Origin of the sequence: Phytohabitans houttuyneae (genome assembly GCF_011764425.1) — a bacterium.
Classification (GTDB): domain Bacteria; phylum Actinomycetota; class Actinomycetes; order Mycobacteriales; family Micromonosporaceae; genus Phytohabitans; species Phytohabitans houttuyneae.
In genome coordinates this window covers 3978290-3991358 of record NZ_BLPF01000001.1, presented here as the reverse complement: position 1 = coordinate 3991358, position 13069 = coordinate 3978290, and the positions used below count along the sequence as shown (strand labels likewise).

Genomic DNA, 13069 nt, shown 5'->3' with positions numbered 1-13069 from the left:
ACCGGTCTGGCCGATCTTCGCGTTCTCATTCCTGGAAGGAGATGCGCAATGGCTGTACATAGGCGATGGTCCGTAGCGGCGGTCGCGCTTCTGGCCGCGGCGGGACTCGTCGCGTGCGGCTCCGACGACGGTGGCGGCAGCGGGTCCGGTGACCCGAACGCCGCACCGGCCACCGCGGGCGGTCCGATGGGCCGCTTCCCCGGAGCCAAACTCGTGCTCTCCCGGTGGGCGGGCGACCCGTGGACCAGCGGCCAGAAGACGGCCGCCGGCGAGTGGGCCACCGCGACCGGCGGCGCGCTCGACATCGACGCCGTCCCGTACGAGAACCTGCACGACAAGCAGGCGCTCACCCTCACCGGCGCGGGCGGGTACGACATCATCTACGTCCACCCGAGCTGGTTCGGCGAGTTCGCCAAGGCCGGCTACCTGGCGCCGATCGACGACTACCTCGGCGACGCCAACCGCAACCCGTCGGGCTTCTCGGCCGACTCGTACCTGCCGAACGTGCTCGCGCAGGGCAAGTACGACGGCAAGCAGTACTGCCTGCCCGACTTCGTCTCCACGACCGTGCTCGCGTACCGCAAGGACGTGTTCGAGGCCAACGGCATCCCCGAGCCGAAGACGCTCGACGAGGTCGCGGCGGCCGCGGCCCAGCTGAACGGCAAGAACGGCCTCGCCGGCATGTCGATACCGGGCAAGCGGGGCGGCGCGGTCGCGGACATCATGGGCTCGCTGCTCACCGCGCAGGGCAACTGGTGGTACGACGCGCAGGGCAAGTCCACGCTGGACAAGGCGGCGGCGGCCAAGGCGGTCGACTTCTACGCCAAGGTGGCCAAGACCGCGCCGAGCGGTGTGCTCAACTTCCACGTCGACGAGGCGGCGACCGCGGCGGCGCAGGGCAAGGCCGCCATGATCATCAGTACCACGCCGTCGCTGCAGGCGCTGGAGGACCCGGCGAAGTCGACGACCGCGGGCAAGTGGGGCTACGTGCCGCTCGCGTTCACCGCGGACAAGCCGGCCGGCGAGCTCATCTACTGGAACTGGTGCATCGCCGAGAAGTCCACGAACAAGGACGCCGCCTACTCGTTCCTGCAGTGGTACACGAACGGGCCGCAGCAGGCGAAGGTGGCCGTCGCGGCCGCCACCGCAGGCGCCACCAAGGACTTCTACACGAACACCGAGGTGGCGGCGAAGCTGCCGTTCCTCTCCGCGATGAACCAGGCCCTCACCACCTCCAACCCGCAGCCCAGCCTCGCCACCTGGCCCAAGGCGCAGGACCAGATCGAGCTGGCGGTGCAGGAGGCGATCGAGGGCAAGAAGACGCCGGACCAGGCGGCCGACGCCATGGGACAGGCAGTCACCGATGCCCTTGGCTAGTGCCACCACCACAGACCCGGGCCGGCGCGCGGCACCCGCGCCGGCCCGGGGCCACCACCACGGAGGACGGATGAGCGGCAGACGCGCGGCACGGGGGCGCGGCCTCGGGTACGGCATGCTGGCGCCGGCCATGGTGGTACTGGCCGCGCTCATCATCGGCCCGCTGGTCTACTCCGGCGTGCTTTCCGCGTACGAGTGGAAGCTCACCGACATCGGGCTGCCCAAGCCGTTCGTGGGGTTGGACAACTACACGCGGCTCTTCGAGGACCCCATGGTGCGGGTCGCGCTGCGCAACACGATCGTGTACGTCATCGGCTCGGTCGGCGCCGAGCTCGTGCTCGGCTTCATCGTGGCCGCCGCGCTCTTCGAGATGACGAAGGGACGCAAGCTGGCCAACGCGCTGATCCTGCTCCCGATGATCATCGCGCCGGTCATCACCGCGCTGCTCTGGCGGTACCTGCTGGACCCGCAGTTCGGGCTCGTCTCGCAGGTCAGCGGCGCGGTGGGGCTGCCGAGCGGCGTCGGCTGGTTCGGCGACTCAAGCCTCGCCCTGCCCGCGCTCATGATGGTGGACATCTGGCAGTGGACGCCCTTCGTCGTGCTGATCCTGCACGCCGGGATGCTCTCGATCGGCGAAGAGCAGTTCGAGGCGGCGCGGGTCGACGGGGCTGTGCACCTGCGCATCCTGCAGCGCATCGTGTTGCCCGCCATCGTGCCGCAGATCCTGCTCGTGCTGCTCTTCCGGACGATGGACACCTACCGCATCTTCGACACCGTCTTCGTGCTCACCAAGGGCGGTCCGGGGACGGCGACCGAGACGATCGGCCTCTACACGTACCGGACCGGCTTCTCGTACTTCGACATGGGCTACGCGATGGCGTTGAGCATCTTCATCCTCGTGACCGTCGTGTTCATCTCCGCCGTGTACGTCCGCCTGTTGCGCCGCCGGGAGGTGCTGTGAAGACAAGCCGGGGCTGGTCCATCGCCAGCTACGCCGTCGTCGGCGCGTTTCTCGTCGGCGTGCTCGTACCGATCGCGGCGGTCGTGCTGAACTCGTTCAAGCGGCCGAACGACATCTTCTCGTCCGGCCTGAAGCTCGCCTTCACGCCCACGCTGGACAACTACAGCAAGGTGCTCGGGCAGCTGCAGTTTCAGGACTTCCTCGTCAACAGCGCCCTGGTGGCGGCCGGCAGCACCGTGCTGTCCATCGTGGTCGGTGTGCCGGCGGCGTACGCGCTGGCCCGCCTGCCGATCCGCGGGCGCGAGCTGTGGGCCGGCGCGATCCTCTTCACCCGCATGGTGCCGGCGGTCGCGCTTGTCGTGCCGATGTACGTGATCTTCCAGCGGCTTGAGTTGCTCGGCTCGTACACGGCGCTCATCGCCGCGCACACGACGTTCAACCTGCCGATCGTCGTGTGGATGATGCGCTCGTTCTTCGAGGAGCTGCCGCCCGACCTGGAGGAGGCGGCACTTGTCGACGGCGCCGGCCGGCTCGGCGCGTTCCTGCGGGTGGCGGTGCCGCTGACCGCGCCGGGGCTCGCCGCGACGTCGGTGCTGTGCCTGCTCTTCTCCTGGAACGAGTTCCTCTTCGCGCTGGTCCTCTCCGGGCGCGGCACGCAGACCGTGCCGATCGGGGTGGCCTCGTTCATCGGGACCGTCTCGGTCGACTGGGGCGGCAGCTCCGCCGCGGCCGTGCTCGCGATGGTGCCGGTGTTCGTGCTCGGCCTCGCCGCGCAGCGCTTCCTGGTCCGTGGCCTGACGTTTGGCGCCGTGAAGGGATAGCCGTGATTGTCGTTGGCGCGCAGTACTACCGCCCGCCCAACCCACCCCGCGAAGACTGGGACCGCGACCTGGGCCGCATGCGGGCCGCCGGGCTCGACACGGTCAAGCTCTGGGCGTGCTGGAGCTGGATGCAGCCGACCCCGGACGCGGTCGACTTCGCCGACCTCGACGAGCTGATGGACCTGGCCGCCAAGCACCGGCTCGGCGTGGTCGTCAACACGATCCTCGAAAACGCGCCGTACTGGCTGGAGCAGCGGCGACCGGACGCGCACTACCTCGACCAAGAGGACCGGCCGGTGCGGCTGACCGCTGCGATGAACACCCCGGGCGGCGGTTGGCCGGGCCTGTGCAACGACGACCCGGAGGTGTGGGCCGCCGCCGCGTCGTTCCTCGGCACGGTCGCCGGCCGGTACCGCGACCACCCGGCGCTGCGCGTGTGGGACGTGTGGAACGAGCCGCACCTTGAGCCCGCGTCGTACTTCCCGGACCGCGTCTACTGCTACTGCCCGGCCTCGCTGGAGCGCTTCCGCGCCTGGCTGACCGCACGCTACTCCACTGTGGACGCGCTCAACGCGGCTTGGCGCCGCCGGTACTCGGACTGGGCACAGGTGGGACCGCCGCGCGTCTTCGAGGCGGTGCCGGACATGCTCGACTGGCGGGAGTTCTGGTTTGACAACCTTGCCGGCTGGCTCGACCGCCGCGTGGCGGTGGTGCGGGAGGCCGATCCGGGACATGTGGTGATGACGCACGTCGCGCTGAGCGGCTTCACCGGACAGCTCGCCACGCACACGCTCGACGAGTACACGCTCACCGGCCCGGTCGACGCGTTCGGCACGTCGAGCTTCCCGACCTGGCTCATGGCCGACGATCCGGTCGAGCACCTGTTCAACCTGGACACCGCGCGCGGCGCCGCGGCCGGCAAGCCCTTCTGGCAGGCGGAGCTCCAGGGTGGGCGGGGCCGCCGCAACGCCGGGCTGAGCACGCCGCACCCCGCGCCGGACACGGTCGGCCTGTGGATGTGGAACGCGCTGGCCGCCGGCGCCACCGGCATCGTCTTCTGGCAGTGGCGGCCGGAGCTGCTCGGCCCGGAGAGTCCCGGGTACGGCCTCTGCGCCCCCGACGGCACCACCACCGCACGGGTGGACGCCGTGACCGCGCTGGCCACCGTCGCACGCCACCCGGCGGTGGCCGCGAGCGCACCGTCGCCCGGCAGCGTTGGCCTGCTGGTATCGCGGCGGAGCGCGTTGCACGCGTTTGCCACCGACCGCGACATGGCCCTCTACCGCGATGCCGTGCTCGGCGCGTACCGCGCGCTTGTCGACACCGACCTGCCGGTCGAGGTGCTGCACGACGAGCTTGTCGCGGAGCGCGGGGTGCCCGCGCACATCGAGGCGCTGTACTGGCCGATGCCGGCAACGTCCATCGGCGCGCTCGCGGCTGCCCTCGCGGGCTTCGTGGCGCGCGGCGGGAGGCTGGTCGCCGAGGCGGCGCCGGGGGAGTACGACGAGCACGGCGCTCGCCGCCCGTCGGTGCCGGGTGCCGGGTTGGACGCGCTCTTCGGTGTGCGCCAGGTCGACGCCGACATCGTCGACACGGTGACGCTGCCGTCCGGGCTGTCCGGCCGCTGGCAGCGCGAGACGCTCAAGCTCGACGGCGCGGAGTGCGTGGAGGCCTTCCCCGACGGCACACCGGCGGTCACCCGCCGCGGGACAGCCGTCCTCATCGCCACGTATCCGTCGCTGGCGTACGCCGCCCGGCCGGACGCCCCCTCGCGGGCGGCACTGGTCGAGCTGATCGGGGCGCCGGCTCGCGAGCTTGTGTGGGCCGACCCGGGGCCGGGCCGCTACAGCCGCGCCCGGGTACGACCGGACGGGCGGCGCGTGATCGTCGCGGTCAACTGGACCGGCACACCGCAGAAGGCCACGCTCGCCGAGGCGCTGGTCCCGCCTGGCGAGGACGAGCCGGTCACCACCGTGGTCGTGCCGGCGCGCTCCGGGATGGCGCTCCTCGACCCGTAGCCGCGATGTCCGGCTTACCCTCGGTTGGTGGCCGATCAGAGCGCACCGGTGGACGGGTTCCGCCTGGCGTACGAGCGGACCGGCAGCGGTCCCGCCGTCCTGTTGCTGCACGGGTGGCCGGGCGACCGCACCGACTACCGGCTCGTCACGCCCCTGCTCACGGCGTCGGCCGAGGTGGTGGTGCCGGACCTGCGGGGATTCGGCGGATCGGACAAGCACCCGGCCGACCCGGCCGAGCAGTACAGCGCGGACGCGCAGGCCCGCAGCGTCGTGGGGCTGATCGAGGAGCTGGGGCTGGAGCGGCCGGTGCTCGCCGGGTACGACATCGGCAGCCGCATCGCGCAGCGGGTCGCCGCGGTCCGGCCGGACCTGGTGCGGGCGGTGGTGGTGTCGCCGCCACTGCCCGGGACCGGCGAGCGCATCCTGGCCGCCGACGCGCAGCGCGAGTTCTGGTACCAGCCGTTTCACCAGCTCCCGCTCGCCGAGCAGCTCATCGACGGGCGCCCCGACGCGGTGCGCGCCTACCTGCGGCACTTCTGGACCCACTGGTCCGGTCCCGGCTTCGTGCTCGCCGAGGAGCACCTGGACCACCTCGTCGCCGTCTACTCACCGCATGGTGCGTTCGTCACCTCGATCGGGTGGTACCGGGCCGGCGCCGGCGCGGTCGCCCGCTCCCTCGCCGAGCGGACACCGGACCGGGCGGACCGTGTCGCCACCCCGACGACCGTGCTCTGGCCCGAGCACGATCCGCTCTTCCCGCGCGAGTGGTCCGACCGGCTCGACCTCTTCTTCAGCGACCTGCGGCTGCGTCGCCTCGACGGGGTGGGCCACTTCGTGCCGGTCGAGGCGCCCGCCGACCTGGCCGCCGCCATCACCGCCGCGTTGTAGCGCGCTGCCCGACGCTGCTCGGGCCGGCGAGCGCTCGCCCGCCGGCCCGACGTGCGGCACGTGAGGATTCGCGCGGCTGGGCACGACGTGCACCTCGATCAGCCGGACGCGCTGGTGCGCCAGTTTGTTTCATGGGTTGACGTAACCTGAGGCTCGACCGTACCGTACATCGAGCGGTTTAACTCCCTGTCTTCCCCAACCGGGGCGTCTGCCCGGCCCGGTGCGGGGCCAATGACGCGCGGCCCCACGTCCGACCTGAACACCGCCTCCCCGCGGCGCCCGGTTCGCCATGCCTTGTGAAGGGATCGCCATGCCTTGTGAAGGGACACGCCCATGACCGATGAGCCGGTAAGAAACGCCTTCGACCGGCGGCACGTGCTGAGGATGGCCGGGCTCGCCGGCCTCGGGATGGGCCTCGCCGCGTGCGGCCGGGGCTTCGGCGGCGGTGACGACGAGCCGGCCGGCGGTGCCGTGCAGCTCAACATGGTGTGGTGGGGCGACGCCAAGCGCGCCGAGAAGACGCAGGCCGCGCTGGACATCTTCCAGCGGAAGAACTCGGGCATCACCGTCAAGATCGAATATCAGGACAGCACGCCGTACAAGGACAAGCTGGCGACCCGCTTCGCGGCGGGTGACCCGCCGGACGTGATGGCCATGCGCATGGACAGCCTCCGGGAGTACGCGGACCGCGGCGCCCTGCTCGACCTCGGCCAGCACGCCGGCGCCGTGGACCTGTCCGGCCTGAGCGAAAACGCGAAGGCGCTGGCCGCGGTCTCCGACAAGACCTACGGGGTGCCGGCCGGGCTCAACGCGATCGGCTTCGTGATCAACAAGACCGTGACCGAGAAGTACGGCGTGGCGATCCCGGACGGCAACACGTGGAGCTGGGACGACCTGGCGAAGTTCGCCCGCGACTTCACCAAGGCCAGCGGGGGGAAGATCTACGGCACGGCGTTCGAGCCGGCGACACTGGCCAACATCATCGTGTACACGCGGCAGCGCGGCGAGGACTTCTACACCGAGGACGGCGCGCTCGGGATCAGCGAGGCCACGGTCGTCAGCTGGTTCGAGATGGTCAACAAGATGCGGGCCGAGCGCGGCTTCCCGCCGCCCGGCTTCATCGAAAACGTGGGCGCGTCGGCCGACCAGTCCTACCTGGCCAAGGGCTCGATCGCCTCGCAGATCATCCCGACCAACAACTTCCTGTCGTACAACGCGGCAGCCGGTGGCAACCTGGCGCTGCTGCGGATCCCGGGCGAGACGCAGGGCGTGCGGCGGGGCCAGTCAGTCGACTGCCCGCACCTGTGGTCGGTCGCCGCGCAGTCCAAGCACAAAGACGAGGCGCTCAAGCTGCTCAACTTCCTGGTCAACGACGTCGAGGCGTCCAAGGCCACCGGGACGACGCGGGGCGTGCCGCCGAGCAGCAAGGTCGCCGACGAGATCAAGCCGACGCTCAGCCCGGACGACCAGGTGGCGACGGAGTACCTCGGCGGGCTGCAGAAGGAGACGCTGCCGCGCTCGTTCACCTACCCGCCGGGCTCCTCCAAGATCGCGTCGAGCCTGCTCAGCATCGCCGCCGAGGTGGAGTTCAAGCGGCAGACCCCGCAGCAGGCCGCGAAGGCGTTCCTTGACGCGGGACGGAAAGCCCTCGGCAAGTGACCACCACGACGAGGGTCGCGCTGCCCGCGGGCCCGGCGACGTCGCCCGCGCCACCGCCACGCCGGGTCAGGCCGCGCAAGGACCGGGCCGGGTACCTATTCCTGCTGCCCTGGTTCATCGGGATGCTCTTCACGGTCATCCCGTTCTTCGCCTCGCTCTACCTGGCCTTCACCGACTACAACCTGCTGAACGCTCCACAGTGGATCGGCCTGGGCAACTTCCGGGAGATGCTCGACGACCCGCTGCTGCGGCAGTCCCTGAAGGTCACGTTCGTCTACACGTTCGTGTCCGTGCCGCTGTCGCTGGTGGTGGCGCTGGGCGTGGCGATGCTGCTCAACCGGGGCGTGCGCGGTCTGCCGGTGTACCGGGCGATCTTCTATCTGCCGTCACTGCTCGGCGGCAGCGTCGCGGTCGTGCTGCTGTGGCGGTACATCTTCGGCCTCAACGGCATCGTCAACGCCTTCCTCGGCTGGTTCGGCATCGACGGTCCAGGGTGGACATCGGATCCCGACTACGCGCTGACCACGCTGATCGTGCTGCACATCTGGACGTTCGGCTCGCCGATGGTGATTTTCCTGGCCGGGCTGCGGCAGATCCCCACGATGTACTACGAGGCGGCGGCCGTCGACGGCGCCTCGAAGTGGCACCAGTTTCGCTCGATCACGCTGCCGCTGCTCAGCCCGATCATCTTCTTCAACCTGATCCAGTCGCTGATCTCGTCGTTTCAGACGTTTACCCAGGGCTTCATCATGAGCGGCGGCACGGGTGGCCCGGCCGACTCCACGATGTTCTACAACCTTTACCTGTACCAGCAGGGCTTCTCGCAGTTCAACATGGGCTACGCCTCGGCCATGGCCTGGATGCTGCTGGTCATCATCGCCGCGTTCACCGCGCTCAACTTCCTGGCCGCGAAGTATTGGGTGTTCTATGACAACTAGAAGGCGCTTCGCCCGGCACGTGCTGCTCTGCCTCGCCGGTGCGGTCATGATGTACCCGCTGCTGTGGATGGTCTCCAGCTCGCTCAAGCCCAGCAAGACGATCTTCACCGACCTGGCGCTGTGGCCGTCGGAATGGGACCTGAGCAACTATCCGGGCGGCTGGACGGCGCTGGAGCACCCGTTCAGCCTCTACTTCGTCAACTCGTTCGTCATCGTGGTGCTCAGCATCATCGGCAACCTTGTCTCGTGCTCGCTCGCGGCGTACGGCTTCGCCCGCCTCAACTTCACCGGACGCAAGCTCTTCTTCGCGCTGATGCTCGGCACGATGATGCTCCCCGGCCACGTGCTGCTGGTGCCGCAGTACATCGTGTTCGCCAAGCTCGACTGGATCAACACGTACTACCCGCTGCTGGTGCCGAACTTCCTCGCCACCAACGCGTTCTACATCTTCCTGATGGTCCAGTTCATGCGCTCGCTGCCGCGCGAGCTCGACGACGCCGCGCGGATCGACGGCTGCGGGCCGTTCCGCACGTTCTGGAGCGTGATCATGCCGCTGTGCCTGCCGGCGTTCGCGACCACCGCGATCTTCACGTTCATCTCGGTCTGGAACGAGTTCTTCGGCCCGCTCATCTACCTGACCGACTCGGAGCTCTACACCGTGCCGCTGGCGTTGCGGCAGTTCATCGACTCGGAGGGGCAGTCGCAGTGGGGACAGATGTTCGCCATGTCGTTCCTGTCGCTGGCGCCGGTCATCGGCTTCTTCATCGCCGGACAGAAGTACCTGGTCAAGGGCATCGCGACGACGGGACTCAAATGAGGCGGTACGCGTTCGTCGGCACCGGCTCAAGGGCGCGCATGTACCTCGGCGCGCTGCTCGACACGCACGCGGCCGCCGGCGAGCCGGTCGCCTTCTGCGACACCAACGAGGTGCGGATGGCGTATCACGACCGGATCGTGCGAAAGGCCCGCCCGGAACTGTCGGTGCCGCACTACGCGGCGGCCGACTTCGACACGCTGCTGGCGCGGGAAAAGCCCGACGTGGTGGTCGTGACCTCGCCGGACGCCACCCACGCCCGCTACGTCGCCGCGGCGCTGCGGCACGGCGCGGATGCGGTGGTCGAAAAGCCGATGACCACCGACGCGGCGGGGCTCGGCGAGATTCGCGACGCGCTCGCGGAGAGCGGCCGGCAGCTCACGGTCACGTTCAACTACCGCTATTCGCCGCGCAACGCCCTCGTGCGGCAGCTCATCGCGGAGGGCGCGATCGGGGAGGTCACCTCGGTCGCGTTCGAGTGGTGCCTGGACACCGTGCACGGCGCCGACTACTTCCGCCGGTGGCACCGCGACAAGGCCAACTCCGGCGGGCTGCTGGTGCACAAGGCGACCCACCACTTCGACCTCGTCAACTGGTGGCTCGCCGACCGGCCGGAGGTTGCCTTCGCCCGTGGCGGCCTGCGCTTCTACGGCGCCGGCAACGCCCGGCACCGTGACCCGGCGGGCGACCGGTTCGGCCTGGAGCTGACGACCGAGCTGCGCGAGCTCTACAAGGACGGCGAGCACCTCGACGGGTACATCCGGGACCGGGATGTGTTCTCGGCCGGAATCACCATCGAAGACAACCTCAACGTGGTGGTCGGCTACCGGTCCGGGGCCGCGATGTCGTACACGCTGCACGCGCACAGCCCGTGGGAGGGCTACCGGGTGGCGGTCAACGGCACTGGCGGGCGGATCGAGCTGGACGTCGTGGAGCGCGGGCGGCCGCGCGGGTCGCGGCTGCTGCTGCAGCGCCACTGGGAGGCCGCGCAGGAGGTGCCCATCCCGGTGGGGCGGGGCGAGCACGGCGGCGGCGACGGGATGCTGCTCGACGACGTCTTCCACGGGCCGGGTGACGATCCGCTTCGCCGGGCTGCCGGCTTCGCCGACGGCGCGGCAAGCGTGCTGGTGGGCATCGCCGGCAACGAGTCGCTGCGCACCGGACAGGCCGTGCGCGTCGAGGAGCTCGGCGCGCGATGACCATGCCATGGGTGGCCGACAACGGCGACGGTACGTACCGCAATCCGGTGCTGCACGCGGACTGGTCCGATCCGGACGTGATCCGCGTCGGCGAAGACTTCTACCTCGTCGCGTCGAGCTTTCACCGCGTGCCCGGCCTGCCGATCCTGCACAGCCGTGACCTCGTCAACTGGTCGATCATCGGCCACGGCCTGCCGAGCCTCGGGCCGGAGTTCGACACTCCGCAGCACGGGTGCGGCGTATGGGCGCCGGCCATCCGCCACCACGACGGCCGCTTCTGGATCGTCTACCCCGACCCCGACCGGGGCATCTTCGTCATCACCGCCACCGATCCCGCCGGGCCGTGGAGCCGGCCCCACCTGCTCAAGGGCGGGCGGGGCCTGATCGACCCGTGTCCACTGTGGGATGACGACGGCTCGGCGTACCTGGTGCACGCCTGGGCCAAGAGCCGCGCCGGCTTCAACAACAAGCTCACCTGCCACCGCATGAGCCCGGACGCCACGGTGCTCCTCGACGCCGGGCGGCACATCGTCGACGGCGACGCGCTGCCGGGATACCGCACGCTCGAAGGGCCGAAGGTCTACCGCCGGGACGGCTGGTACTGGGTCTTCGCCCCGGCCGGCGGCGTGCCGGAGGGCTGGCAGTCGGCGTTCCGGTCGCGGCACGTCTTCGGCCCGTACGAGGACAGGATCGTGCTGGCACAGGGCGACACTCAGGTCAACGGCCCGCACCAGGGCGCCTGGGTGACCACAGTGGACGGCGCGGACTGGTTCCTGCACTTCCAGGACAAGGGCGCGTTCGGCCGGGTCGTACACCTGCAGCCCATGCGGTGGGTGGACGGCTGGCCGTCGATCGGTGCACCACCGGGCCAGCCGGTGCCGTCCTTCGCCAAGCCGGCCGGGGCCGGTGTGCCCACCGCGCCCGCCGCGGGCGACGACTTCGCCGGGCCGGACCTCGGCGCGCAGTGGTCCTGGGCGGGCAACCCGCGAGACGGGTGGGCGAGCTTCCCGCCGGGCGGCGGGCTGCGGCTCGCCTGCGTGCCCGGGGAAGGCGACCTGCGACAGCTGCCGAATGTGCTCGGCCAGCGGCTGCCCGCCGACCGCTTCCGCGCCACGGCGGCGCTCCGCCTGACCGGCACCGCTCCCGGCGCGCGGGCCGGCCTCGCGATCGTCGGCCGCGGCTACGCCTGGATCGGGATCGAGCACACCAGGGACGGCCCCGTGCTGGTCCAGCGCGCGGCCGCACCGGGCGAACCCGAGCGGGACGCCGCGCCGCCGGCGGCCCTCGGAGGTTCGCCGGTCGCGGTCGGTGTCGAGGTGGCACCGGACGCGCGTTGCCAGTTTCTGGCCGGGGACCGCCCGATCGGGCCGCCGTTCGTGGCGACGGCCGGCCAATGGGTCGGCGCCACGCTTGGGCTTTTCGCCACCGGAGAGGACGGCGCCGCGGAGTTCGCCGCGCTGGGTGTGACGGCATGTTGACGGAGCCGATCAGCCTCCGGATCGGCGACCGCCGGGTCGCCGACTACGCCTGGCAGCCGCGGCTGCCCGAGACCGTGTCGCCGCGCCCGTTCCTGCATCCGGTGCGCACGCTCGCGGGTACCGAGGTCACCGAGTCGATGCCCGCCGACCACCAGCACCACCTCGGCGTGAGCGTCGCGGTCGCGGACGTTGGTGGGGCCAACTTCTGGGGCGGCCGCACGTTCGTGCCCGGGCGCGGGCCGGTGTACCTGCCCAACCACGGCACCCAGCGCCACCACCGCTGGACCACGCGCGAGGCCGCCAGCGTCCGCCACGAGCTGCGGTGGATCGGCCCGGCCGGCACCGACCTCGTGCGCGAGCGCCGCCACATCGCCGCGGTCCCCGTCAACGACCGCGCGTGGGCGCTCGACTTCCGGTTCGAGCTCACCAACGTGACCGGCGAGCCGCTCGCCTTCGCGAGCCCGGCGACAAACGGGCGCCCCGGCGCCGGGTACGGCGGCTTCTTCTGGCGGGCCCGCCGCGGGGACCGCCGGATACACGTGCTCGGCCCGGACCGGACCGGTGAGCGGCGCCTGCACGGCCAGCGCACCGCGTGGCTCGCGCTGACCGGCGCGGGCAGCGACCCGTGGACCCTGATCTTCGTGGCGGGCGACCCGGCCCAGCCGGCGGACCTGTGGTTCGTCCGCAGCCGCGACTACGCCGGCGTCGGCTCCTCGCTCGCCTGGGACCAGCCTCTCGTCGTGGGCTCGGGCACCTCGCTCAGTCGCCGTATCATCACCGTCGTGGCCGACGGCCGGCTCCGCTCGCGCGAGGTCGCCGACATCGCCGGTGAGGTTGCGGCGCTCGACGACGAGCGGCCACCGTGACCACCAGCCGCCGGTCCGTCCCAGCCATCTGGCCCGGCCACCCGGCGCGC

Annotated in this window: 11 protein-coding genes; all 11 read left to right on the top strand. The window is 70.9% G+C overall.

Features of this window, described 5'->3' with window-relative positions; translation table 11 throughout:
- Positions 1–48 precede the first annotated feature (48 nt).
- Positions 49–1377 (top strand): extracellular solute-binding protein, encoded by a 1329-nt coding sequence (locus tag Phou_RS18320; protein ID WP_173057125.1) that lies wholly within the window; start codon positions 49–51, stop codon positions 1375–1377.
- A 70-nt stretch (positions 1378–1447) separates the two neighbouring features.
- On the top strand, positions 1448–2338 hold the full coding sequence (locus tag Phou_RS18315; RefSeq protein ID WP_173057124.1) for a carbohydrate ABC transporter permease: 891 nt from the start codon (positions 1448–1450) through the stop codon (positions 2336–2338).
- On the top strand, positions 2335–3159 hold the full coding sequence (locus Phou_RS18310) for a carbohydrate ABC transporter permease (RefSeq protein WP_173057123.1): 825 nt from the start codon (positions 2335–2337) through the stop codon (positions 3157–3159). The genes Phou_RS18315 and Phou_RS18310 overlap by 4 nt, the downstream gene beginning before the upstream one ends.
- 2 nt (positions 3160–3161) lie before the next feature.
- Positions 3162–5177 carry a beta-galactosidase gene (locus tag Phou_RS18305; RefSeq protein WP_173057122.1) on the top strand — a complete coding sequence of 672 codons (2016 nt, stop codon included), beginning with the start codon at positions 3162–3164 and terminating at the stop codon, positions 5175–5177.
- A 27-nt stretch (positions 5178–5204) separates the two neighbouring features.
- Positions 5205–6065, top strand: a complete 861-nt coding sequence (locus Phou_RS18300; protein ID WP_173057121.1) for an alpha/beta fold hydrolase — start codon at positions 5205–5207, stop codon at positions 6063–6065.
- 333 nt (positions 6066–6398) lie between these two features.
- Positions 6399–7724 carry an ABC transporter substrate-binding protein gene (locus Phou_RS18295; RefSeq protein WP_173057120.1) on the top strand — a complete coding sequence of 442 codons (1326 nt, stop codon included), beginning with the start codon at positions 6399–6401 and terminating at the stop codon, positions 7722–7724.
- Positions 7721–8662, top strand: a complete 942-nt coding sequence (locus Phou_RS18290) for a carbohydrate ABC transporter permease (RefSeq protein WP_218579053.1) — start codon at positions 7721–7723, stop codon at positions 8660–8662. Before Phou_RS18295 ends, Phou_RS18290 begins: the two co-directional genes overlap by 4 nt.
- Positions 8652–9479, top strand: coding sequence for a carbohydrate ABC transporter permease (locus tag Phou_RS18285; protein ID WP_173057119.1), 828 nt, complete (start codon positions 8652–8654; stop codon positions 9477–9479). Before Phou_RS18290 ends, Phou_RS18285 begins: the two co-directional genes overlap by 11 nt.
- A complete protein-coding gene (locus tag Phou_RS18280; RefSeq protein ID WP_173057118.1) occupies positions 9476–10675 on the top strand; it encodes a Gfo/Idh/MocA family protein in 1200 nt (399 codons plus the stop codon). Before Phou_RS18285 ends, Phou_RS18280 begins: the two co-directional genes overlap by 4 nt.
- The gene (locus Phou_RS18275; protein ID WP_173057117.1) at positions 10672–12153 is read left to right on the top strand and encodes a glycoside hydrolase family 43 protein; all 1482 of its coding nucleotides are present in this window, start codon (positions 10672–10674) and stop codon (positions 12151–12153) included. The genes Phou_RS18280 and Phou_RS18275 overlap by 4 nt, the downstream gene beginning before the upstream one ends.
- Complete coding sequence (locus tag Phou_RS18270) at positions 12147–13019, top strand: DUF6807 domain-containing protein (RefSeq protein WP_173057116.1); 873 nt, start codon at positions 12147–12149, stop codon at positions 13017–13019. The genes Phou_RS18275 and Phou_RS18270 overlap by 7 nt, the downstream gene beginning before the upstream one ends.
- The last annotated feature ends 50 nt before the right edge of the window (positions 13020–13069 follow it).

Coding starts and splice junctions, on each gene's coding strand:
- Phou_RS18320 (WP_173057125.1), top strand. CDS start 49: ATGGCTGTACATAGGCGATGGTCCGTAGCGGCGGTCGCGCTTCTGGCC.
- Phou_RS18315 (WP_173057124.1), top strand. CDS start 1,448: ATGAGCGGCAGACGCGCGGCACGGGGGCGCGGCCTCGGGTACGGCATG.
- Phou_RS18270 (WP_173057116.1), top strand. CDS start 12,147: ATGTTGACGGAGCCGATCAGCCTCCGGATCGGCGACCGCCGGGTCGCC.
- Phou_RS18275 (WP_173057117.1), top strand. CDS start 10,672: ATGACCATGCCATGGGTGGCCGACAACGGCGACGGTACGTACCGCAAT.
- Phou_RS18295 (WP_173057120.1), top strand. CDS start 6,399: ATGACCGATGAGCCGGTAAGAAACGCCTTCGACCGGCGGCACGTGCTG.
- Phou_RS18285 (WP_173057119.1), top strand. CDS start 8,652: ATGACAACTAGAAGGCGCTTCGCCCGGCACGTGCTGCTCTGCCTCGCC.
- Phou_RS18280 (WP_173057118.1), top strand. CDS start 9,476: ATGAGGCGGTACGCGTTCGTCGGCACCGGCTCAAGGGCGCGCATGTAC.